This window comes from Clostridium sartagoforme (assembly GCF_004794105.1).
Lineage (GTDB): Bacteria > Bacillota > Clostridia > Clostridiales > Clostridiaceae > Clostridium > Clostridium sartagoforme_B.
In genome coordinates this window covers 689,741-713,915 of record NZ_SRYR01000001.1, presented here as the reverse complement: position 1 = coordinate 713,915, position 24,175 = coordinate 689,741, and the positions used below count along the sequence as shown (strand labels likewise).

The following is a 24,175-nucleotide window of genomic DNA, read 5'->3' as shown; positions in this document are numbered from 1 at the left end:
TTCATTTTAAAAGTATATATTTTTAGGTTCATTTATCTTTATATACTCATATATATTTAAGTAGTATTCACCATTGTATTCTATCTTTCCTAAAGCTTTTACCCATTGTCCTTCATTAAACTTCTCATCTGCCATTGATTTAACTCCAATTATAAAAGAATCAGCTGCACAGCAATTCATTTCTTCCCTAGCCAATATAAACTTATCACCTTCATATTTATATACAAATCCTGTAAATATTATATCCTTACCTAAGTACTCTTCACCTTTTTCATCTAGCTCTTCTATAATATAATGAGTTTCATGATTAATTTCTATAGCCTTATGAGAAAGAACATTATTAAAATTATAATTACTAACTTCTTCATTTATAATATGACTTCTAAATATTAAAAATACAGCTATACCTAAAGTAAAAACTATAGGTAAAATTTTTAATGAATTATCCTCCCTAGAATTGAAAGTGAAAACTTTAGTAGCTTGTACTATAATCAACACTGGCAGTATAATTAAAACTATTCTTAAGTTTGCAGCACTTTTCTCACTTAAGAAATTCTGTATATCTCCTGTAATAATTAAAAAAGAAACTAAAGCCAATACTAAAATTAATACTAATAATGATATAAATTCATTTATATTAAATCTTCTCATATTCCTACTCCCCATAAGCTAAGTATTAATGAGGCAATAAAAACTACTATACCTATTACTCCAATTAAAGTAACAGTAAAAGACTTTTTAAAGTATGAATTTAAAATTATAGCATTTTTAAGATCCATCATAGGCCCTAATATTAAAAAAGCTGATACAGCAGGTACCCCAAAATAATCTAAGAATCCTCTTGCTATAAAAGCATCAGCTTCTGAGCAAAGAGATAGTAAAAATGCCAATAACATCATTATAAATATAGGCAAAACTCCTTTATTTGAAAAATTTATAAGAGTTTCTTCTTTTACTAAGACAATAAATATACTAGATAAAAATGATCCAAATATGTAGTACCTTAAAATACTTAAGAATTCTTTACTTCCATGCTCTAAACATAATCTAATATTAGATTTTCTATTAAAATAATCAACTACCTCACAACCACAATCGCAATTATTTTCATATATACTACTCTCTTTAAATATATTTTTATTCTTTCTTATAATTAAAGACATAACTATACCTATAATCATTGAAAGTACCATTCCACCAATAACTCTAATTAAAACTACATTTATAGATTTAAATGCATAAAAAGTAGATGCAATAACTATAGGATTTACCAGTGGTACAGATAACATAAATACTAAGGCTACAGCAATAGGCACTCCCTTTTTCATTAAACTTCTAGCAATTGGGACTATGGCACATTCGCAAATTGGTATTACAAGCCCTAGTAAAGCAGCTATAATTATTGAAAAAAAGCTGCTTTTAGGTAAAAATCTCTTTACTATATCTTCTGAAATATACACTTGAATTAATGATGATATTAAAGCCCCTATTAATATAAATGGAAGAGCTTCTAATACCATACTTATAAAAATATTAGCCCATCTTATCATTTATTTTTTCTTTAATAAGAGATTTAAGACTCTTTATAAATAAATTTCTTTTAAAATACTTATTACTCTTTATTTCTCTGTTAATATCACTAATTGAATCTATTGTAACTATCGGTGAATTAATATTGATATCCTTAATAAGCTTTATAGTTTCATCCCTTTTTTCCTTGCTTATTAATGATATATTATTAAGTATTATAAGCTTACTTCCTTGAATAAAAGGTAATATAAGCTCTCCTAAATTTTTTATATATACTAGAATTTCTTCTGCATTTCCTATAAAATATCCACCATAAAAATCGATATACTTTCTTAATTTTTTATCATTACATATATCTTCTACACTATTAACTGATATAGTCCCATTGTATTCTACAACAATCCTATCAAAGGTATAAGTCTTTACTTCTCTTATTATTATCTCCTTTAAATATTCTATTTCTTCAATAAAAACAATCTTTACATTACTTCCTTTATTTATTAATGTATTTCCTTCCTCTAAAGAAATAATTAATACTTTTTCATCCTTGCATATCTCACTATCTAAATAAGAGTTAATAAATCTACTTTTTCCACTACCTAAAAATCCAAATACAAACTCAAGCTTAGTCTTCATCTTCTTTAACTAAAAAACTTTTTCAGCTCCTCCTTATTTAAATTTACTCCAATAAATGAAATTACACTTTCTATCTTATTTTTCATTTCCCTTAGTTCAAATTCTTCTCCTGCATAATCAAATTGTCCATAAGTACCTTCTCTTAAATTAATTACACCCTTAGCCCTAATAATGTCCCCATAAGCTTTAGAAGATGCTATAAAATTAAATTTTGCATTTAACTCTGCTTTAGAAAAAATATTTTTAGGATATATAGCATAACTCTCAAAAATATCTTTTGCTGTAGATTTTTCCCTAGCAATGCCTTTTAAACTTGCCTTAAAAGATGAATTTTCTATCTTTAACTTTTCATAATTTAATGAACTTAATATTTCATTACTATTTAGTTCATTATAAGGCTTCTTTATAATTTCTGATTTAGAATTAATACTTCTAATGCTTTTTATAATTTTATCTATCTTAAGATTATCTACTTTTTCAACCCTACTTATTACTATTTTTTTTGCATTTTTAATTTGGTCTATATAAAAATCTTTAAAATTAGTTATATATGAATCATACTTTTCAGGATTAATAACTGTAATTAAATTTTCTATAACTACCTTATCTCTTAAATCTACCTCTTTAAAAACCTTGATTATATCAGTAAGCTTAGCAACTCCTGATGGCTCAATAATTATCCTATCAGGTTTATATTTTTCAATAACTTCAATGCAAGCTTCTTTAAAATCCCCTGTAACTTCACAACAAATACAACCTGAATTTATCTCTCTTATTTTTATATTTGTATCTCTTAGAATTAATGAATCTATACTAACTTCTCCAAACTCATTTTCTATAATTGCAATATTTTCTTTATATGCCCCAGTAGATATTAATTTTTTTATAAGAAGAGTCTTCCCAGCACCTAGAAATCCTGAAAATATATCTATCTTTACTTTCATACTACACCTCAAAATATAATTACTCTAAACATTTTATGAAAACTTGCTCCCTTTTATTACTTCAACTAAATCAATTCCAAACTTATTAATACCCTAAATAAAACTTTAACACTAAACTTTAATCCTACTTTTCTTTTAAATATATATTATATATTTATGTAAAATACTGTATAATATAATTGTAATAATAATTTAAAGAGGTGAACTATGGATAGAACTTATTTAAAATCAAAATCCAAACAGCAATTAAAAGATAATTTAGTAGTTTCAATAATTGCAGTTTTTATAGCTAGTATTTTTATTGATGCTTCTAATTTAAAAAATGGTGTAAAATTCTTTTATGGGGAAGGATCTTATATATCCTTAGACCTATTAACAATACTTTTTGCTGGAGTATTTACTGCAGGTCTTAATAGTTTCTTGTTAAAAATAGTGAAAAATTTAGGAACTCCAGAAGTAAAAGATATATTTTCATGTTTTAACTATTACTTAAAAACCCTAGGCTTATATCTTGCTATTTCTGTAATTGGCTTTATTGGAACCTTACTTTTTATAGTACCTGGAATTATAGCATTAATTATGTTTTCACAATCCTTCTTTATATTAGTAGAGGATCCTTCTAAATCAATAAAAGATTGTATGTTGGAAAGTCAAAAAATGATGTCCGGTCATAAAGCAGAATATTTTGTACTTCAACTATCCTTTATTGGATGGTATCTATTGGCTGGAATCACTTTAGGTATTGCTGGTTTTTGGGTTAATCCTTATGTTAAAATAACAAATGCTAATTATTACCTTAAACTAAAAGAAAATATATAAAAAAAGTTGAATAAGAAATCTTTAAAAGACTTCTTATTCAACTTATATTAAGCAATTCTTAAAAAATCACTTTTCTATTTTCCCCATTGGTTATTAGTAGCTGTTTTTTCAGCTCCATGAGATTTATGCTTCTTATCTTTACAATCAGCATTATTCTTATTCTTAGCCATATTTACCACCTCCTACAGTACATTTATATTTTGTCCTTTTATAAAAATATAATTCTGTAAAAAAGTAGTTCTATATCCACTTAATCAAATTTACAAAAGATTTATTTATCCGATCGCTACCATTGCTAATACTCCCATCTTCTCAAAGTGGGAGATAAGCACTGCTACGCGCCTGGATTAGTTTTTTTAAGCTTCATATGGAGTAAGATATTCCTTTGAAGAAAACTCCATCTTAATCTAAGAATAACTTTATATGATAATCTTTTTATAACCTCAATTTATTTTTAGCTAGTTTCTATATATTATAAATACCATATAACAAATATAAAGTAAAACTAATACTAAACCTTCTATCTTACCTAAAGAAAGCTTCTCTTTTTTTCCTGTAAACATAAATATTCCTAAAACTATAGATATAAATATTAAGAAAATCATATCTACTATAAGAGAGCTGCTAACTAATATTGGATTTATAGTTGAAGAAACACCTAAAATTAATAATATATTAAAAATATTAGATCCTAAAACATTTCCTATAGCTATGTCATTTTCTCCTTTTATAGCTGCAATTATTGAGGTAACAAGTTCAGGTAATGATGTACCCATAGCAACTATAGTTAAACCAACAAGCTTATCACTTAATCCAAAGGAATAAGCTATGCTACTAGAAGAATTAACTACTAAGTTTCCCCCAACTACTATTCCTATTATTCCAATTATTATTTTTACAATGGATGCTCCTATTTTATAGTCATTGCTATCCTCTTCTTCCTCTTCTGCATCACTATTTTTAGCAGTTTTTATTAAGTAAAAAGTATATATTATACAACCTATTAATAAAATAATTCCTGAAAGTCTTGATAATTCTGCTTCTTTATTAAAAAGAGTTCTTCCAAAAGTTAATATTAGTAATCCTAATGATACTACTATATTAACTAAATAATCCTTAAACATTGTTGATTTTTTAATAAGTATTGGCATTATAATAGCTGTTATACCTAAAACCATTAATGTATTAAAAATATTAGAGCCAAGAACATTTCCAATGGCAATTCCATTGCTTCCTTCCATTGATGATATTAAACTTACTGCAAGTTCTGGTGCACTAGTACCAAGGGATACTATTGTAAGACCCACAATTATTGATGGTATTTTAAATTTTTTTGCAATATTTGAAGCAGCATCTACAAAAATATCTGCTCCTTTTATAAGTAGTACAAATCCTAGTATCAAAATAATATAATCCATTTTCTTCTCCTTTGTTTTTCCCCAAAGTAAAGGGCTGTCGTGCAAACAGCCCCATTAAAGTTTATTATTAGTATGTTGAATTACTTTTTGTTCCTTCGCATATTGCAATAGAAGCTGAAGCACCTATTCTACTAGCTCCATTTTCTATCATAAGCTCTGCATCTTCTAAGCTTCTTACTCCACCTGAAGCCTTAACTCCTAATTCTTCCCCTACTGTTTCTCTCATAAGCTTAATGTCTTTTGCAGTAGCTCCACCAATACTAAATCCTGTAGAAGTTTTTACAAAATCTGCACCAGCTTCTTTTGATAATTTACATGCAGTTACTTTTTCTTCATCAGTTAAAAGACAAGTTTCTATAATAACCTTTGTTAACGCTTTACCTTTTGCAGCTTTTACAACTGCTTCTATATCTTTTTTAACATAATCTAAGTTTCCTTCTTTTAGCTTTCCTACATTAATAACCATATCTACTTCAGTAGCGCCTTTTTTAATTACATCTTCTGTTTCGAAAGCTTTTACTTCTGTAGTAGTTGCTCCTAAAGGAAATCCTATTACTGTACAAACCTTTACATCACTACCTTCTAACATTTCAGCTGCTTTTTCTACCATAGAAGGATTAATACAAACTGATGCAAAGTTATATTCTAAAGCTTCCTTGCAAAGTTTTTCTACTTCCTTTTCTGTAGCCTCTGGCTTTAAGATAGTATGATCTATCATTTTTGCTAATTCATTTTTATTCATTTAAGAATCTCCTCTCAAAACTTTATTTATAATTCCAAATATTAATTATATAAGAAAATTACACATAATTAAAGTAATTTCAAAATAAAGTTAACTGTTCTATAGTATTTTCTTTAAAGGATGATATTGTAACTCCTATTAATCTAATGTTTTCTTTTATATTCTCATTTTCAATTATTTCTTCACAAGTACTATATATTTCATTAAAATCATTAGTGTAATAATTTAAAGTTTTACTTCTAGTATGATTTACAAAACTTTCAGTCTTATATTTAACAGTTATAGTTTTTCCATAAATATTTTTATTTATTAAGTAATTGCTTATTTCTTTTGAAAATTCCTTTAAGTAAGATAATAATTCCTCTTTATCATTTGTATCTGCCTTTAAGGTAGTTTCTTTTCCAAAGGATTTCCTATCACGAACTGGTACTACTTCTCTATTATCTATACCTCGAATTCTATCGTAAATTTCAAGTCCGTATTTACCTAGATATTCTATATAAAACTCTTTAGGCATTTCATATAAGTCTTTTACTATAAAAATACCCATATTGTTTAGTTTTTCAACTGATTTCTTTCCTAATCCATAAATTTTTGAAATTGGAAAAGGCATAAGTAAATCGGGCATCATTTCCTTATCTATTATCATTATTCCATTAGGTTTATTCCAATCAGAAGCAAGTTTTGCCAAAAATTTATTATATGAGATTCCAACAGAAATAGTTAATCCCACTTCTTTAAGAACTCTATACTTTATATATTTTGCTGCTTCAAGTCCACTTTTAAACTTGCTATTAGTAATATCTAAATAGGCCTCATCTATAGATAAAGGTTCTATAATCGATGTAACATCTCTTAAAATATTAAATACTTTATTAGAAATTTCCTTATATCTATAAAACCTAGTTCTAACAAAGATACCATGAGGGCATAATTTTCTCGCAATAAATACAGGCATAGCAGAATGTACTCCATACTTTCTAGCCTCATAAGAGCATGTAGAAACTACTCCTCTTTCACTAACTCCACCAACTATAACTGGCTTTCCTCTTAGTGCCTTATTATCAAGTTGTTCTACAGATGCAAAAAAAGCATCCATATCTACATGTAAAATTATCCTTTCCATCACTTCTCCCTTTAGGCCAAAGCTTCTGCAAACATTCCTTTATTTTTAGATTTAATAAAACTATATACACCTTGAGCCAATAACTCATCTATATAACTTCTATTATCTCCTATTGTGTTAAATGATATAATTGAAATAGCTATAATTGTTCTAAATCCCTTATCCATATAGTATTCATATTCACTTTCCTCTTCGCAAAGAGTTTCAACTACATCTTCTATTAAATCTATACTCTTTCTCATATCCCTATTAGATAATACACCTAATAGAGGTAAAAACTGCTGAGCTATCTTTATCTCTCTTTTTTCCATTTGTAATATAAACTCCATGGTCTTATACATATGACCTGAAGATCCATTTAACATAATAGCATTAGTTAAGCTTTGTATTCCATTTTTTGATTTAATATTTAAATTAGTTATATTATTATATATCGTTTCTATAAATTCATCAATTGTTGTAATATCTATATCATTTAAAGCCCATAATGCACATACAAGATAATCATCTTCTCCAGTGATGTTGTAATATTTTTCTTTTAATAATATAAATACATCTTTCATTTTTCTTGAAATTTTATGCTTGTCTATGCCTTTTCCATACTTAGCTATTACAAAGGATGTTAATACTAAATAATCACACTCATTAAAGCCTTCTTCTGTAAGTAACTCCATAATTTCGTATATATCATTAATAATATTCTCTTCTTCATTTTCTAAAGCTATTAATAAAGATAAAATATATAATGTTTCTCCCCTAAAAGGTGATACTCTTGATGATGTGTCTTTAATATATCTTCTGATTTCCTTTACCTTCTCAAAAGGTATGTCTTTGTTATTATGTGCAAAGACTAATGAAGCAAGATGGTTTATTAAGTCGCCATCATTTCTTAATTTTACCTTTGCACTTCTGTAGTTTTCAATTGTCAGATCTATTCTGTCTTTGAGAAGTTTATCCATATTAATACTCCCTCACTTTACTTTATGAATATTAAATCCTAAGTCTATTATACTATATTTTATGTGTCAGTATTATAACAAATTAATAACAATTTTTTTAAATAAATTAGCCAAGGTAAGCTTTACTTATCTTGGCCTATTTTACTTATCCTTTGTTTTTTTCAAAGGTTAGCAGCAACAGAATAATAATGCTAAAGCAGCTAATCCAAAGAAACCGCCTCCACCAAAGCCACAGCCTCCACCGAAGCCACAACCTCCGCCGAAGCCGCCTCCACCAAAGCCACCGCCACAGCCTCCAAAGCCACAGCCTCCTCCAAAACCACATCCTGAGTTGCATGCTGGCGCAAAGCAACTACCATTTTTATCAAAGATAAATATTAACCTTACAGTTCTATCATTATCTTCTAAAAAGATTTGTGGAAATTCACATAAAAATTGTGATAATGCAGGGCTAAAGGATCTAACTATGATAGCAAATTCTTGTTCCCTAGACATTGGAGAAACGCTATTGCAGCAACGTGAATCATTAAACTTACTACCTTCATCATTAAAACTGAAATTATCAAAGCCTTCACTAAAATTGTCAAAATCATCGTTATTAAAAGCTGAATTATTAAAATCTCTACATGGATTTCTTCTTATAATTCTAATAGGACTAGATAATGCTACTACATTGTTACATGGTAAAGCTGGTGCACATAGTACTCCTTCGCATCCTGTAACTATAATATTTATCTTAATCCCATCACCACAGATACATTTAGGTAAATTTCTTCTTATTTCAATACCTATACATCTATCTGCACAAATTACTAGATTATATTCATTACACATACTGTTAACTCTTTGTAAGCAAACCTTCATTAGTAAATCCTCCTCTTTTTATCTAAAGTGTATTTACTATATCCTATGAGCAAGTATAAATATATTCTCTTAAAAAAGTAATTTTGAATAAAAAATATTAATTCTTTCTTATTTAATCTCTTCTAATTAGTAAGTTTAGACTAATAAAGCACCACTAAGTCATAGTGAGATCTCCTTAATCACAATATTTTAAATTTTTGTTTTATAAATATTTTACTTATGTTATAATAACCTTGATATTATAATTGTTATATAAATATTTCTTAATATAAAGGAGTTTTAATTATGGGTTTCAAAGATAAAGTAAGTAAGTATTTTACTGATGCATATATGCAAAAGTATGGAGATAGAATGACTAGTACTGCTGGTACTGTTTTATCTGTTAAAATTGAAGAAAAGAACATATTAGGCATTTTCAGAAAATTAGATGCCATGATATTACTTAAGCCAGATGCAGGTAAGGGTGTAGTTAAAACTCAATATAAAGTAAGAAAGTGGTTTAAAAAGCCGACTTTTATAGATGTAAAGCAAGGTCATAAAGTAATTATTATGGGAATTGAAGGTGAAAAAGGTAAGGCAGATTCTGACACAATCACTATTTCAAACATTTTAAATTTAACTACAAAAAAAGACCTACACCCATTTGATCATAGCCAAATAAAAAAAGCTAGACAACAAGCAACTAAAATGAGAACAAGATAAGAATGAAATAATGAAAAAATTAAAAAATGAAGGTGAAAACTCCTACGGAGTTTTAAAATAAAGAGGTTGCCATGGGGCAACCTCTTTATTTATTATTTTATTGTGATTTTGAAAAAAATCACTTCAACAATTCTTTCATTATTTCATTTCTTAATTTTTCTCATTATTCCATTAGTTCTTCATTTCTCAGCAATTTGGAACAAATTGCAACCTCAACTGTTAATTAATAATTGTTAATTGCTAATTGAAAACAACTACTTCTGTTTCTTCTAAAGCTTTATTAACTAATTCATCTATATTTAATACTTCTTCAGATTTTCTTATTAATTCTAATCTTGGTTTAGTCTTTGGATGTTTTGGAACAAATATAGTACAACAATCTTCATATGGAAGTATTGATGTTTCATAAGTATCTATTTCTCTAGCTATATCCATTATATCTGTTTTATCCATTGCAATTAATGGTCTAAATACTGGTCTATCTGCACAATCATTACTTACAACTAAACCTTCCATAGTTTGGCTAGCAACTTGACCTACGCTTTCTCCAGTTGCAACTGAATGTATATTATACTTATCTGCTAAAGCACATGCTACTCTCATCATAAATCTTCTCATTATAATAGTTAGCTCATCTTCTCTACATCCATTAATAATCGCCATTTGTATTTCAGTAAAAGGCACAATATGAAGGTTAACTCTTTCAGTGTAATTTGATAATATCTTAGCTAAATCCTTAACCTTATCCTTTGCTCTTTCTGAAGTGTAAGGATGGCTATGGTAATAAACACAGTGTAATTCTACTCCTCTTCTAGCCATTAAATAGCCTGCTACAGGAGAATCTATACCACCAGATAGCATAAGCATTGTACTTCCATTAATTCCATAAGGAAGTCCTCCAACCCCTTTAACCTTATCCTTTGTCGTATAAATATATGCTTTATCTCTTATTTCTATATTTACTAGACATTCTGGATTTTTAACCTTAACTTCAAGTCCATTCATATTATAAACTACAAAAGCTCCAACTTCTTTAGAAGTTTCTAAAGAATTCTTAGGGAATGCCTTATTAGCTCTATTAGTTTCAATCTTAAAGTTCTTTGGATTAGCTTCTCTAACCTTATTTAAAGCTTCTTCCTTAATTGCTTGCATATCTCTCTCTACTTCTGTAACTATGCATACTTCAGCTACGCCAAAAACTTTTCTTACTCTTTCAGTAGCTTCTTCAATATCATCAGCTTTAATAAAATATCTACCTTGATCTGAAATTAAAGAATATTCTATTCCCTTTAGCTTCTTTTTAATATTCTCTCTTAATTTCTTTTCAAACTTATTTCTGTTTAATCCCTTTAAAAATATTTCAGATGCGTACTTAACTAATATTAGTTGATTCATTTTTTTACTCTCCTTAAAAATCTTAATGAGTTTTTTAAAACTTCTACAGTTTTATCTATTTCTTCTTTAGTATTAAACTTTGAGAATGAGAATCTTATAGCACTTTCAACTTCACCTTTGCTTAACCCTAAAGCTTTAATAACATAACTACCTTGTACAGAACTAGTTTTTGAAGTACATGCAGAACCAGTAGCTACAAATATATTATTTTCTTCAAGTAAATGAAGTAATACTTCAGCACGAACTCCAGTAAAAGATACATTCAATATATATGGTGTAAAATCATCACTTAATGGACTATTTATCCTAATATTATCAATTTCACTAAGTCTATTTATCATGTATTCTTTTAATTCATTAACTTTTTTATAACTATCATTAATATTTTCCATAGTTATTTCTGCTGCTTTATTAAAGCCTATAATACCAGGAACGTTTTGAGTTCCACCTCTTACTCCACCTTCTTGACTTCCTCCATGTATTAATGGATTTAATACTAAACCTTTTTTAATATAAATAAATCCAACACCCTTTGGTCCATGAATCTTATGTGAAGAGGCTGTAAGCATATCTATATTCATCTTTTTCACATCTATATTTAACTTACCAAAGGATTGTACAGCATCTACATGAAATTTTGCTCTACTTGATTTTTCTTTAATTACCTTACCGATTTCCACTAGATCTTGTACTGAACCCATTTCATTATTAACATGCATAATTGAAACTAAAACTGTTTCCTTTGTTATAGAATTTTTTATATCATCTATAGAAACTTTACCATTGCTATCTACATTTAAATATGTAACTTTTACTCCATTCTTTTCAAGGTCTTTATATGTCATTAAAACAGAATGATGCTCAAAAACAGTTGTAATTATATGATGCCCTGGTTTAGCTAGTCCCTTTATTATTAGATTATTACTTTCACTTCCACCTGAAGTAAAGTATATTTCTTCCTTAGATGCATTTATACATTTCCCTATAAAATCCCTAGCCTCATTTATCTTCTTTTCAGATTTTATTCCAAGACCATGAAGTGAAGATGGATTACCATAATATTCTTCCATTCCTCTAGCAATTTCATCTATTACTTCTTTATAAGGTTTTGTAGTTGCACTATTGTCTAAATAAATATCCAAAATTAGTCCTCCTACTATTAATTTAAATAGTATATAAGTTGTAATAAAATTTTTACATTTTATCCAATTAATTTATATGTAAAATATTTTAATTATGCACTTACGCAATCAGCTTATATAAAAATTAAAATATAGATGCTTTCAAATTTAAATAAATGAAAATTAATTATTTAATTAATTGAAACATATATACAATTGATTTTAAAAATACTATATCAAATTTCAATAAATAAATAAAGTTTTTTCTAAGAATAATTAGAGGCTGTCTTATGACAGCCTCTAATTTGCAAGATCTAAAACTTTATAAGGAGATTACTCCATAGCTACGAATTCAACACTTTCAACATCTTTTAGCTTTAATAAGCCATCCATTAATGTAGTTAAATCACCATTAATAGATGAAATGTTAATAGTTAAACTCACATTAGCTTTTTTATTCATAGGGATTCCTTGATTTATAGTAATTATACTTCCACCTACTTCATAAATATAATTTAAAATACAAGAAAGTACTCCCTTATTATCATTTATCATCATATTTAATGTTACTTTTTGTCCTACTTCTGTTTCAGCAAGTTCAAAAACAGTTTCTTTATACTTATAGTAAACACTTCTACTTATATTTACCGTTTTAGCTGCTTCAGTAACATCCTTTACTTTACCTTCCTTAAGTAATCTTTTAGCATCAACTACTTTTTCATAAACATCAGGAAGAGATCTTTTATCTACAATTAGAAAATTACCTTTCATTAGTACCACCTTTAAATACTGTTGTTGCCCCCAAATTATCTATAGATAGTTCCTTAATGCTCCAAGGAATATTCTCATCCTTGATAAAAGTATTAAGCTTTTCTAAAAATTCTTTATTGTCATTTTTAATAATTGCCATTATAGTTGGCCCTGCCCCACTTAAAAAACAACATAAAGCATCTAAATCCATACATTTATTATATACTAAATTATAATTTTTTATTAATGGACTTCTATACTTTTCATGTAATGCATCTTTACAACAATACTTCAAAAGATCGAATTTACCACTAATAAAACTAGAAATCATCAATGATACCCTACTAACATTATAAACAGCATCTTTAAAGTTTACCTGAGCTGGTAGTACCTCTCTAGATAAAGATGTAGATAGTTCAAATTTAGGAATTAAAGCAATAAAGCTTAAGCCTTCTTCAATATTAATTTTATTATAATATACTTCCCCATCTTCAACTACTGACACTATCATATCCCCAAAGAATGCTGGTGCAATATTATCTGGATGACCTTCAATTTCTACCCCAAGTTTAAAAAGTTCTTCTATACTTAAAGGATTATTCATTATGGCATTTGCACCTAATAGTCCTGCAACTATACAAGTAGAGCTTGAACCAAGCCCCCTTGATATAGGTATATTTTCATTAACTAACCCAATTTTTAATCCCTTAGGCTTGTATTTACACTTTTCAAAGCATATTTCCATTGCTTTATAAACTATATTGTCTGTATTAGAAAATTCCTCTTTAAATCCATAAAAGTTTATGCCCCCATTTACTTCAGAAAATTCAAATTCATTATATAAATTAAAAGCTATACCTAAGGAATCAAATCCTGGTCCTATATTTGCAGATGTTGCAGGTACTTTTACTCTAAACATTAGGCTCTTCCTTTAAATACTTTAAAAGTGCGTCTTTAAGTGCATTTTTTTCTGACTTAAAGTTATGAAGCACTGCCTTTTTGTCTAAATCCTTTAAGTTATCTGGTATTGAAATCTTACAAAATTCATTTAACTTCTTAATAACTTCAAAATCATCTACTCCTTCAACATCAATTCCTAAAGCCTTAGTTATGCTTCTAGGGAACTTATATGGACTTGCTGTTGATGCAATTAAATATTCTGTAGTATCATTAGTTGCCCTTTGATACTTTTCTAATACAACCTGCCCCACTGCCGTATGTGTATCAATTAAATAGCCCTCTTTTTCATATAAATCTCTTATTGCCTTATAAACTTCATCAGTGCTAGCACTGTCGCCATAAAAGTCCTTTAAGAAATCTTTTATACTCTTACTAACTTCATATACGCCCTTTTCATTTAAATCCTTCATTAAGGATTTAATTATATTTTCATCCCTACCACTAGCTTCAAATAATAATCTTTCTAAATTAGATGAAACTAAAATATCCATTGAAGGTGATTCAGTTAAGATAAGTTCTCTCCTCTTATCATATACACCTTCATTAAAGAAATCAGCTAGTACTTTGTTTTCATTAGATGCACATATAAATTTAGCAATAGGAAGCCCCATTTCCTTTGCATAATATGAAGCAAGTATGTTACCAAAGTTGCCAGTAGGTACTACTACATTTATTTTATCCCCTAATTTTATTTTTTGCTTATTGACTAATTGGAAGTATCCATAAAAATAATAAATAATTTGTGGTACTAATCTACCAATATTTATTGAATTTGCAGAAGATAATCTAAAGCCCATTTGTAATAAATCTTCTTTAAATTCAATATCCCCAAATATTTCTTTTACTCCTCTTTGAGCATCATCAAAGTTTCCATTAATCCCAACAACTCTAACATTTGCTCCTTCTTGAGTAACCATTTGCTTTTCTTGAACTGCACTAACCCCATCATTTGGGTAATAAACCATTACCCTAAAACCATCTACATCCCTAAAACCTTCTAAAGCTGCCTTACCTGTATCCCCTGAAGTAGCAGCAAGTATTACTATTTCTTCCTTAACCTTAAGTTTCTTTTTAGATAAACTCATTATTTGTGGTAAGAATAATAATGCAGCATCTTTAAATGCAGAGGTTGGTCCATGATAAAGCTCTAAGAAATTTTTCTCTTCTATAACTTTAAACCTATAAGTATAGGCCTTATTTATTGCAGATTGAATTTCTTCATCAGTAAAATCCGTAAAGAACTCCTTAATTACCTCAAAGGAAATTTCCTCATAAGTCATATTATACTTATCTTTTACCTTATCAAAAAGGTTAGGAAAACTTAAAGGTACATATAGCCCGCCATCTTTAGATATCCCATTTATAATTGCTTCTGAGGAAGTGATAGCCTTTTCTCCTCCTCTGGTACTTGTAAACCTCATAAAATCACCCCAAATCTTGGTTTAGTTCCCTTGAAAATATATTACCATGTTTGTTCACTAAATACAAGTGTTTTTATTATAGATACACTTTCTATTTTAAATGTAAACATTTAACATTTCTAATATTCTATTTATTATCTTTTCTTTCATACAAAATTTACTTATAGTTATTTAAAGGTAAACACTAAAAAAGGGACTTTCTCTTTTGAAACTTCCCTTTTTCTCTACATTCCTAATTATTCAGCATCCCGCCCTAATTTATAGTAATTGCTACTAAATAATAAAAAGAAGCTATTTTATACAAATAGCTTCCTTAAAACTTAAAATTCAAAACAAATACTTATCGATGTAATTCTTCATTGTGAGCAGCACTATTTTCCTTTGCTCTTAATAAATAAGTAAACACTATTAATTAAGAATATTACACCTGAATAAAATAATACAATTCCCCATTGGCCTATCCCTAAAGCTACTGTATTAAATACATCAGCTAAAAATGGTATATAAAGTATTCCACAAACCATAGTTATCGAAACTAAAACTGCTCCTACTAAATATGGGTTTGTAAATAATTTTATTTCGAAGATTGAATGTCTTTCAGATCTACATTCAAATACATGTAAGAGTTGTGACATTACTAATGTAGTAAGTGCTAATGTTCTACAAGTAGCTAAATCCATTCCATATAATCTTCCTGTCATAAAAGCCATTAATGTACAAATACCAATTAAACATCCCCTTACAAGTATCTTAGACCATAAACCACGAGCAAATATGCTTTCTCCCTTTTCCCTTGGCTGTTGCATCATTATATCTTTATCTGCTGGATCAACCCCTAAGGCTATAGCTGGAAGGCCGTCTGTAGCTAAATTTACAAATAATATTTGAATAGGTGTTAATGGATTAGGTAAATAGAAAATTGATGCAAGGAACATAGTTAAAACTTCTCCTAGGTTACAAGATAATAAATACCTAATAAACTTTCTTATATTATCGTAAATAATTCTTCCCTCTTCTACTGCAGAAACTATAGTCTTAAAGTTATCATCCATAAGTACCATAGATGCAGCTTCTTTAGTAACATCAGTTCCTGATATCCCCATTGCCACACCAATGTCAGCTTCCTTAATAGCTGGAGCATCATTAACTCCATCACCAGTCATAGCAACTATATTATTTTGCTTTTTAAATGCCTTTACAATTCTTAGCTTATGATGTGGTGAAACTCTTGCAAAAACTCTAACATTCATTACTTTCTTTTCTAATTCTGCATCACTAAGCCTTTCAATTTCTTCGCCAGTAATACCTTGATCATCAGTGTTACAAATATTAATAGACTTAGCAATGGCTAAAGCTGTATTTTTATGATCACCAGTAATCATAACTGGCTTAATTCCGGCAAGTTTACACTTTAACACCGCATCTCTAACTTCAACTCTAGGAGGATCTATACTTCCAGCAACTCCTAAGAAAATAAGATCTTTTTCTAAGGAATCATTTCTAACTAATCCTTCTTCCTTATAAGCTGCAGCAATACATCTTAAGGCCCTATTAGACATCACTTCTATATATGAAGCTACTTGTCTTCTCTTTTGAGATGTTAAAGGCTTAATACTTCCATTTTCTAAAATATAGCTACATTTATCAATTACTCTCTCAGGAGCTCCTTTCATGTAGCAAAATTCCTTTGATCCATCTCTTACTATTACACTCATCATCTTTCTATTTGAATCAAAAGGAATGTCAAAAACTCTTTGTACCCTAGAAACATATCCTTTAAGTAAATTAACATCCTTAAAGAATGCTTTTACTAATGCAGTTTCTGTAGGATCCCCATGAAGAGCCTTATCTATGTTTTTAATTTTAAAATCATAATTGCAATCATTGCAATAAACTAATGCTTTAGCTAAACTTGTACTACTATCTACATTTTCCTTATCTAAATCATAAATCCTACCATTAATATATATTTCCTTAACAGTCATCTTATTTTGAGTAAGGGTACCTGTCTTATCAGAACATATTACAGATGTGCACCCTAAAGTTTCAACAGCTGGAAGTTTTCTAACTAGTGCATTTTTCTTTAGCATCCTTGATACACCTAAAGCTAAGGCAACAGTTACAATTGCTGCAAGTCCTTCTGGAATAGCTGCAACTGCTAATGAAACTCCAAGAAGAAACATTTCTGAGACTTCATTCCCTCTTAATATTCCAAGAATAGTAACTACTGCACAAATTCCTAAGCATAAAATTACTAAAATCTTACCTAATGAATCTAATCTTTCTCTTAAAGGTGATTTTTCTTCTTCTATATTATCTAAAAGATTTGCTATCTTACCCATTTCTGTCTGCATACCAATGCTATCTACAAACAAAATTCCTCTTCCTTTTAATATAGTTGTTCCCATAAATCCTTGATTTTTTCCTTTTCTATAGTCCTTCGATACCCCAACTGATTCTCCAGTTAATAGGGACTCATCTACCATTAAACTAGAAGCTTCAATAAAGGTTCCATCAGCAGGAATCCTATCTCCAGCCTCTAAAATAACCATATCTCCAATAGTTATATAAATAGAGTTAATTACTTTCAGTGCTCCATCTCTAAGAACCTTACAACTAGGTGCTGCTAATTCCTTAAGGGCCTCAAGGGACTTTTCTGTTCTATATTCTTGAACAAATCCCATAATAGCATTAACAACTACTATAATTAGTATAGTAACTGCATCAGCTAAATCTCCCATAAGCCCTGATATTATTGTTGCAGCTATTAATACCCAAACTATAAAGTCATTAAATTGTGATAAAAATATTACTATTGGTGATGATTTTTTCTTATGGGATATTTCATTTAATCCATAAGATTTTTGTCTTGCTTCAGCTTCTTTTGTAGATAATCCTCTCGATATTTCTCTCTCCTGTATCACCAGATTCCTCCTTAAATTAGTTTCTATATATTATATTTGGTTAATTCCAAGATATGAATTTTAATTAGATACCTTTACAAATTTTCAATATAAATATAGAATATGAATAGATGATTAATATACTAAGGAGGCAATAACTTGAAAGATATAATATACGTAACTGGGCATAAAAACCCAGATTCAGACTCAATTTGTTCAGCTTATGCATATGCTGAATTAAAAAATAAGACAGGCAACCTGCCTGCTGTTCCAGTTAGACTTGGAAATGTAAATAGAGAAACTCAATATATACTTGATTATTTTGGAGTAGAAGCTCCAAAATTATTAAAAACTGTGAAACTTAAGGTGGAAGATTTAGAATTTGATAAAATAACACCTGTTTCACCAGAAATATCATTAAAAATGGCTTGGAACATAATGAGCAACAAGAACATAAAAACTCTTCCTGTTGCAGATGAAAATGATCATCTATTAGGAGTTCTAGCTATTTCAAACTTAACTTCTTGCTATATGGATATTTGGGATAATAGAATTTTAGCAAAGAGTAATACTTCTTTTGAAAACATAGTAGATACTTTATCTGCAAAAGAAATATATGTTAATGAAGGAACTAAATCTTTCCCAGGTAAAATAGTAGTTTCTGCTATGAAACCAGAAAGCATGAAGGATCATATTGAAGAAGGAGATATTGCAATAGTTGGAGACAGAGAAGAAGTCCAAAGTGCTTTATTAGACTTAAATATTTCTCTTATGATAGTTACAGGATCACATACTCCTACTGCTGAAATAATTGAAAAAGCTAAAGAAGCTAATATAAGTGTAATATCTACACCTCATGATTCATTTACTACATCTAGACTTATAATTCAAAGTATCCCTGTTGGATATGTAATGATAAAGGATAAGTTAGTTACTTTCTCAACAGAAGATTTAGTTGATGATGTTAAACCAGTTATGGTTGAAACTAGATTTAGAAGCTATCCTGTTATAGATTCAGATGGAAAAGTTATAGGAACTATGTCTAGATATCACTTAATTTCTAACTATAGAAAGAAAATTATTCAAATGGACCATAACGAAAGAGGTCAATCAGTTGATGGACTTGAAGATGCTGATATATTAGAAATTATAGATCACCATAGAGTAGCTGATATTCAAACAAGCGGTCCTCTATACTTTAGAAGTGAACCTATTGGAAGTACTTCTACTATAGTTGGTAAATGCTTCTTTGAACGTGGAATAAGACCTTCAAAACAAGCTGCTGGACTTTTATGTGGTGCAATAATTTCTGATACATTATTATTTAGAAGCCCAACTTGTACTCCAGAAGATAAGCAAATTTGCTTAAGACTTGCTGAAATTGCTGGAATCAATGTTGAAGAATTTGCAAAAGAAATGTTTAAAGCAGGTACTTCACTTAAGGGTAAAACTGTTGAGGAAATCTTTAACCAAGACTTTAAGCCATTTACTATAGGAGAAACTAAGGTAGGTATTGCCCAAGTTAACACTATGGATATAGAAGGCTTTATGCCACTTAAAAATGACATGTTAAAATATATGGATACTAAGGCAAATGAAGCTGGTTTAGATATGACATTATTACTTTTAACTGATATATTAAATGAAGGATCTCAAATATTAGTTGCTGGTAATCAACCAGAAATTGCAGAAAAAGCATTTAATGTAACACTTAATGAAAGTACTGCATTCTTAGATGGTGTACTATCAAGAAAGAAACAAGTAGTACCACCAATCACTAGTGCAATTAACAGTTAACATTTAGCAATTAATAATTTAGGAAGTGATTTTTACAAAATCACGATAAAAAAAGGCTTTAAAAAAAGCCTTTTTTTCTTTTAATGAAGGAATTAAAGAATGAAAAAAATTAAAGAATTATGGATGTAATTTGTTCCAAATTACTGCAATAAAAGTAAAAAACTTCTGAAGGAGTTTTTACCTTACGTTCTTCATTTTTTCATTTCTTCATTCTTTTATTTTAACTATTTATTCATTCTTTCATTTTTTCATTATTTCATTTACTAACTAATTCCTCATATCAAAAAAACTCCCGCAGGAGTTTTCACCATAATTTTTCATTCTTAATTCTTCATTTTTCATTTAAATTGCAAAGCAATTTAAACCTATCTTCTCATATTATTAATCATTCCCCACATTTCATCTGCAGTTGTTATTCCTCTTGAGCTTAATTGAAATGCTCTTTGAGTTAATATCATATCTGCAAATTCAGTGGCCATATCTACATTTGATCCTTCAAGCATACCTTGAAGCATTTCAAAATCAGTACTTCTATTTACTTGTACACCAGGTGCTGGAGAGTATAAGTTTTCTCCTACTGATACAAAAGCTCTATCTCCTACTGCAGTATATAGTGGTATTTCTCCTACATGATTAAAAGTATCACCATTTTTTAAGAATATTTGTCCTTTTTTATCTACCATAAAGTTATTCTTATTAAATGTAACATTATTTTCTGAGAATCCATTTAGATAATTAATTTCTACCTTATATCCTCTATTATCTACTAATCTTCCATTAGCATCTATAGCAAAAGCCCCATCTCTAGTGTATAACTCATTGCCATCTTCAGTAATAATCTTAAAATATCCTACTCCATCTATTGATAAATCAGTGCTAAGTAATGTTTCTTGAAGCATTCCTTGACTATTATCTCTATACCATTCAGATGTCTTAGTTCCTGTTCCTATAATAGAATCTTTATTATTTAAAGGATTACCTAATGCATCTAATGATTCTGAAAGTAAATCTTTAAACCCGACTTCTAATTTTTTATAACCTAATGTACTTGAATTAGCTAAATTATTAGATATTGCATCTAACTTATCTTGATTAGCATTCATTCCAGTTTTTGCAGTCCATAAAGTTCTTAACATAACTTACCTCCTATTATCTAATAGATCCTATTTCATTTGCAGCTTTATTTAAAGTATCATCTATAGTTTGAACTATTTTTTGATTAGTTTCAAAACTTCTCATAGTTGTCATCATATTAACCATTTCATTTGTAATATTTACATTTGAACTTTCTAATGCTCCTTGAGCTACAAAGGTTTCGGCATTATATATAGGATTTTCTCCTCTATAATAATTATCACCGATCTTTTCTAAGTTATTATAATCAGTAAAATCTGCTACAGCTAAAGAATAATTATCTGTATTACCTATGTGTAAAGTGTTATCTTTACCTAAAAGGATATTGTCACTTCCAACAAAAATAGGTTCTAAGGCACCAGTTCCTTTATTAATACCCAAAACCCTATCTCCTGTGCTTGTCATAAGATATCCGTTGTTACCAATTCTAAAGCTTCCATCTCTAGTGTATACTACTTCATTTCCTGCAGTAGTTTGTTTTTCCACAGCAAAAAAACCTCTACCTTCTATTGCAAAATCTGTTCTCTTATCAGTATTTTTTAATACCCCTTGAGTAAAAGCTGTATCTACTGAATCAATTTCAGCTCCAAGACTTATTGTTCCTAATCTTTGAGTCAGGTTTTTTCCACCTACAACCTTATCCTTATTTTGAATCATAACCTCATCAAAACTTTTAATAGATAAATTATCTCCTTTAAAACCTGTAGTGTTAGCATTAGTCATATTATTAGTTATGGTAGCTTGTCTATTCTCTAAAGTTACTAAACCAGATACTGCTGTATAAAGACTTCTAATCACTTGTCTCATCCCCTTCAAATAAAACTTTGCATTCATCGTTATAATGCATGCCAAGGCCTCTAGCCTTTTCTTCTATATTAGCATCAGATATTTCCCTACTATAATTTACACCTAGCATTAAAATAACTGTAATAATCATACCTATTCCTATACCCATAAGTATTTTTCTATCGGAAAGAAAATTAAATATATCAACTACCTTTTTAATAAGCTTCTTATTAATAGTACCTCCCCCTTACCTATGGATAACTCTTCACATATTTCATCATCATTTAACCCATTATCTAATAGCTCTTTCACTTTATTTAACTTGCTATTTTCATCTACTTCATTATCCTTTGATTTTTCAGAAAAATTATCATTAATTTCAATATCTAAATTATTACTTAAGTTAGTTTTTTCTCCTTCTAACTTATCTTTATAATCTTCAATAAAAGTATTACTCTCTAATTTTTCCTCATTATATGTAATATCGTCTCTTTTATTTGAATTCTTAATAGTATTAATAGATATTTTTAAATCTTCTATTTCCTTTTGAAGTTCTAAAACAGTTTCTGCAAAAGATTTTCTTATTTCTATTATATCTAAATCGTAATCTTTTTCTCTAACTTCTTCCCTTTGTAGAATTTTCTCAAAGGAATTATCTTCTTTCTTAATAGCTTTAAAATTTAAAACAATTAAAATAATACCTAATATTAAAATTAAAACTGGAATCAATATTATCACTCCTTAATTAAATATAATTAATTTCCTTCATTACAGTTCTTAAGTTTCTAATAGCCCTGCTATGAAGCTGACAAACTCTTGATTCTGATACTTCTAGTACTTGTCCTATTTCCTTTAAAGTAAATCTTTCATAATAATAAAGCTTTAATACTAATTTATCCTTATCCTTTAGCTTTTCAATAGCTTCTGCTAATATCACAGTTTTCTCCTTATATTCTAAGGATTCTTCTGGAGATATGGATTCTTTATCTTCTAAGGTTTCCATTACAGTAACATCATCATCATCTGAATAAATTACTGACTCTAGGGATATTATTGACATATAGTTTATATAATTCTCAACTTGAGAAACCTCTTCTTCTGAAACTCCAAGGTATAATGCTATTTCTTTTAAAGAAGGCTCTCTCATAAGCTTATTTTGTAATTTTTCAATGGCTTCATTATACCTTGCAAGCTTATCCATTGCCCCCTTTGATATAGGTCTATTTTTTCTTATTTCATCAATCATAGCCCCTTTTATTCTCAAAGTAGCATAAGATGAGAATTTCATTCCCTTAGTTGGGTTATACCTATTTATTGCATCCATAAGCCCAACAATTCCATAGCTAACTAAGTCTTCATATTCAATGTATTTTGTTTTTCCAAGCATAATTCTTGATGCCAAATACTTAACTAATGGTATATACTTTTCAACAATCTCTTCCTTATGAATTAGAGGGCTTTGACATTCCATGATTTTTACCTCCTAAAAAACTCCTTATATAAGTTCTCTTTGCTTTCTCATAATCTTAAATACAGTTCTAATAATTTTTTCTCTTGTAGAATTACTAATATCTACAAAGGTCACTCCACAAACAAAGCCTTTATCTTCAGCTTTTGCTATTCTAATAACCTCTCCCTTTACTTCTATCTCATCATCTTCATATTTCAAACTAGCTATTATAGTATCATTAAGCTTAATAGAATCATTTATCTTAACTCTCATTCCACCACCACTTAAGTCTAATATCATAGCATTTTTATATTTTTCTTTTTTTATTACTTCAGCTTTCTTTGAATTTTCTTTAAGGTCGTCTTCTATTTCTTTTTCATTAACATAATTAATTATTTGTACTATATCAACTCTAACATAATCTCTTCTTTGTATTTTAGTAATAGAATAAGGAAAACTTAATCTATAATAAGGCTTTTCTTCTTCAACATATCTTCCTAAAACTTTTGATTTATAACCAAATACATTACCATTACCATCATAAATTATCTGTTGAAGCTCATCTCCTTCATTTAGAGTTAAGTAAATCCCATCATTTACAGGCACTGCAATTAAAAATTCCCCTTCTTTAACATCTTGAATAGTTGATTTATATACATTATTTTCAAATAATATATCTATAACACAATTTATCTCTAGCTTTATATTTGACATATTT

General features: G+C 28.6%; 24 protein-coding genes. 3 read left to right on the top strand and 21 right to left on the bottom strand.

Annotation, left to right across the window (positions count from 1 at the left end):
* Window positions 1–6: 6 nt before the first annotated feature.
* From E5347_RS03150 to E5347_RS03135, 4 genes are read right to left on the bottom strand one after another with little or no spacing between them, the layout of a single operon-like run.
* The gene (locus tag E5347_RS03150) at window positions 7–651 is read right to left on the bottom strand and encodes a membrane-spanning protein (RefSeq protein WP_136004560.1); all 645 of its coding nucleotides are present in this window, start codon (window positions 649–651) and stop codon (window positions 7–9) included.
* Window positions 648–1,550, bottom strand: a complete 903-nt coding sequence (locus tag E5347_RS03145) for a permease (RefSeq protein ID WP_136004558.1) — start codon at window positions 1,548–1,550, stop codon at window positions 648–650. Before E5347_RS03145 ends, E5347_RS03150 begins: the two co-directional genes overlap by 4 nt.
* On the bottom strand, window positions 1,534–2,166 hold the full coding sequence (locus E5347_RS03140) for a GTP-binding protein (RefSeq protein WP_136004556.1): 633 nt from the start codon (window positions 2,164–2,166) through the stop codon (window positions 1,534–1,536). Before E5347_RS03140 ends, E5347_RS03145 begins: the two co-directional genes overlap by 17 nt.
* A gap of 5 nt (window positions 2,167–2,171) precedes the next feature.
* Entirely contained in the window at window positions 2,172–3,110 is a 939-nt protein-coding gene (locus tag E5347_RS03135; protein ID WP_136004554.1) for a CobW family GTP-binding protein, read from the bottom strand.
* 207 nt (window positions 3,111–3,317) lie between these two features.
* Here E5347_RS03135 and E5347_RS03130 point away from each other — a divergent pair, with 207 nt between their 5' ends.
* Window positions 3,318–3,929: a DUF975 family protein gene (locus E5347_RS03130; RefSeq protein ID WP_136004551.1), complete on the top strand. Its 612-nt coding sequence runs from the start codon at window positions 3,318–3,320 to the stop codon at window positions 3,927–3,929.
* A gap of 458 nt (window positions 3,930–4,387) precedes the next feature.
* On the opposite strand, the gene E5347_RS03125 is transcribed toward E5347_RS03130, so the two are convergent.
* The 5 genes from E5347_RS03125 to E5347_RS03105 all read right to left on the bottom strand — a co-directional run bounded on the left by E5347_RS03125 (window position 4,388) and on the right by E5347_RS03105 (window position 9,038).
* Window positions 4,388–5,347 carry a calcium/sodium antiporter gene (locus tag E5347_RS03125; RefSeq protein WP_136004550.1) on the bottom strand — a complete coding sequence of 320 codons (960 nt, stop codon included), beginning with the start codon at window positions 5,345–5,347 and terminating at the stop codon, window positions 4,388–4,390.
* 67 nt (window positions 5,348–5,414) lie between these two features.
* The gene (gene deoC, locus E5347_RS03120) at window positions 5,415–6,089 is read right to left on the bottom strand and encodes a deoxyribose-phosphate aldolase (RefSeq protein ID WP_136004548.1); all 675 of its coding nucleotides are present in this window, start codon (window positions 6,087–6,089) and stop codon (window positions 5,415–5,417) included.
* Window positions 6,090–6,168: 79 nt separating this feature from the next.
* Window positions 6,169–7,215 carry a DNA polymerase IV gene (locus E5347_RS03115; RefSeq protein ID WP_136004546.1) on the bottom strand — a complete coding sequence of 349 codons (1,047 nt, stop codon included), beginning with the start codon at window positions 7,213–7,215 and terminating at the stop codon, window positions 6,169–6,171.
* An 11-nt stretch (window positions 7,216–7,226) separates the two neighbouring features.
* Window positions 7,227–8,174 (bottom strand): DUF4003 family protein, encoded by a 948-nt coding sequence (locus E5347_RS03110; RefSeq protein WP_136004544.1) that lies wholly within the window; start codon window positions 8,172–8,174, stop codon window positions 7,227–7,229.
* Window positions 8,175–8,342: 168 nt separating this feature from the next.
* Window positions 8,343–9,038 carry a hypothetical protein gene (locus E5347_RS03105; protein ID WP_136004542.1) on the bottom strand — a complete coding sequence of 232 codons (696 nt, stop codon included), beginning with the start codon at window positions 9,036–9,038 and terminating at the stop codon, window positions 8,343–8,345.
* A 285-nt stretch (window positions 9,039–9,323) separates the two neighbouring features.
* Here E5347_RS03105 and E5347_RS03100 point away from each other — a divergent pair, with 285 nt between their 5' ends.
* Window positions 9,324–9,740, top strand: coding sequence for a hypothetical protein (locus E5347_RS03100; protein WP_136004536.1), 417 nt, complete (start codon window positions 9,324–9,326; stop codon window positions 9,738–9,740).
* A 240-nt stretch (window positions 9,741–9,980) separates the two neighbouring features.
* Here the strand turns inward: E5347_RS03100 and thiI are convergent, their stop codons facing one another.
* From thiI to E5347_RS03070, 6 genes are all read right to left on the bottom strand, one after another.
* Window positions 9,981–11,135: a tRNA uracil 4-sulfurtransferase ThiI gene (gene thiI, locus E5347_RS03095; protein ID WP_136004534.1), complete on the bottom strand. Its 1,155-nt coding sequence runs from the start codon at window positions 11,133–11,135 to the stop codon at window positions 9,981–9,983.
* On the bottom strand, window positions 11,132–12,277 hold the full coding sequence (locus tag E5347_RS03090; RefSeq protein WP_136004532.1) for a cysteine desulfurase family protein: 1,146 nt from the start codon (window positions 12,275–12,277) through the stop codon (window positions 11,132–11,134). Before E5347_RS03090 ends, thiI begins: the two co-directional genes overlap by 4 nt.
* Window positions 12,278–12,589: 312 nt before the next feature.
* The gene (locus E5347_RS03085) at window positions 12,590–13,027 is read right to left on the bottom strand and encodes an ACT domain-containing protein (RefSeq protein WP_136004529.1); all 438 of its coding nucleotides are present in this window, start codon (window positions 13,025–13,027) and stop codon (window positions 12,590–12,592) included.
* Window positions 13,017–13,925: a homoserine kinase gene (gene thrB, locus E5347_RS03080; protein WP_136004527.1), complete on the bottom strand. Its 909-nt coding sequence runs from the start codon at window positions 13,923–13,925 to the stop codon at window positions 13,017–13,019. The genes E5347_RS03085 and thrB overlap by 11 nt, the downstream gene beginning before the upstream one ends.
* Window positions 13,918–15,387, bottom strand: a complete 1,470-nt coding sequence (gene thrC, locus E5347_RS03075) for a threonine synthase (protein WP_136004525.1) — start codon at window positions 15,385–15,387, stop codon at window positions 13,918–13,920. The genes thrB and thrC overlap by 8 nt, the downstream gene beginning before the upstream one ends.
* 371 nt (window positions 15,388–15,758) lie before the next feature.
* A complete protein-coding gene (locus E5347_RS03070) occupies window positions 15,759–18,311 on the bottom strand; it encodes a calcium-translocating P-type ATPase, SERCA-type (protein WP_136004523.1) in 2,553 nt (850 codons plus the stop codon).
* Window positions 18,312–18,449: 138 nt separating this feature from the next.
* Here E5347_RS03070 and E5347_RS03065 point away from each other — a divergent pair, with 138 nt between their 5' ends.
* Entirely contained in the window at window positions 18,450–20,087 is a 1,638-nt protein-coding gene (locus E5347_RS03065; RefSeq protein ID WP_136004521.1) for a putative manganese-dependent inorganic diphosphatase, read from the top strand.
* A gap of 365 nt (window positions 20,088–20,452) precedes the next feature.
* Here E5347_RS03065 and E5347_RS03060 read toward each other — a convergent pair whose 3' ends face one another.
* From E5347_RS03060 to E5347_RS03040, 6 genes are read right to left on the bottom strand one after another with little or no spacing between them, the layout of a single operon-like run.
* A complete protein-coding gene (locus E5347_RS03060; protein WP_136004519.1) occupies window positions 20,453–21,223 on the bottom strand; it encodes a flagellar hook-basal body complex protein in 771 nt (256 codons plus the stop codon).
* A 13-nt stretch (window positions 21,224–21,236) separates the two neighbouring features.
* Entirely contained in the window at window positions 21,237–22,019 is a 783-nt protein-coding gene (locus tag E5347_RS03055; RefSeq protein WP_136004517.1) for a flagellar hook-basal body complex protein, read from the bottom strand.
* The gene (locus E5347_RS16775) at window positions 22,012–22,176 is read right to left on the bottom strand and encodes a hypothetical protein (RefSeq protein WP_168354875.1); all 165 of its coding nucleotides are present in this window, start codon (window positions 22,174–22,176) and stop codon (window positions 22,012–22,014) included. The genes E5347_RS03055 and E5347_RS16775 overlap by 8 nt, the downstream gene beginning before the upstream one ends.
* 38 nt (window positions 22,177–22,214) lie before the next feature.
* Window positions 22,215–22,745: a hypothetical protein gene (locus E5347_RS03050; RefSeq protein ID WP_243109709.1), complete on the bottom strand. Its 531-nt coding sequence runs from the start codon at window positions 22,743–22,745 to the stop codon at window positions 22,215–22,217.
* Between the two features lie 7 nt (window positions 22,746–22,752).
* Window positions 22,753–23,478, bottom strand: a complete 726-nt coding sequence (locus E5347_RS03045; protein ID WP_136004513.1) for a FliA/WhiG family RNA polymerase sigma factor — start codon at window positions 23,476–23,478, stop codon at window positions 22,753–22,755.
* Between the two features lie 24 nt (window positions 23,479–23,502).
* Window positions 23,503–24,171, bottom strand: coding sequence for a flagellar brake protein (locus tag E5347_RS03040; protein ID WP_136004511.1), 669 nt, complete (start codon window positions 24,169–24,171; stop codon window positions 23,503–23,505).
* Window positions 24,172–24,175: the final 4 nt, after the last annotated feature.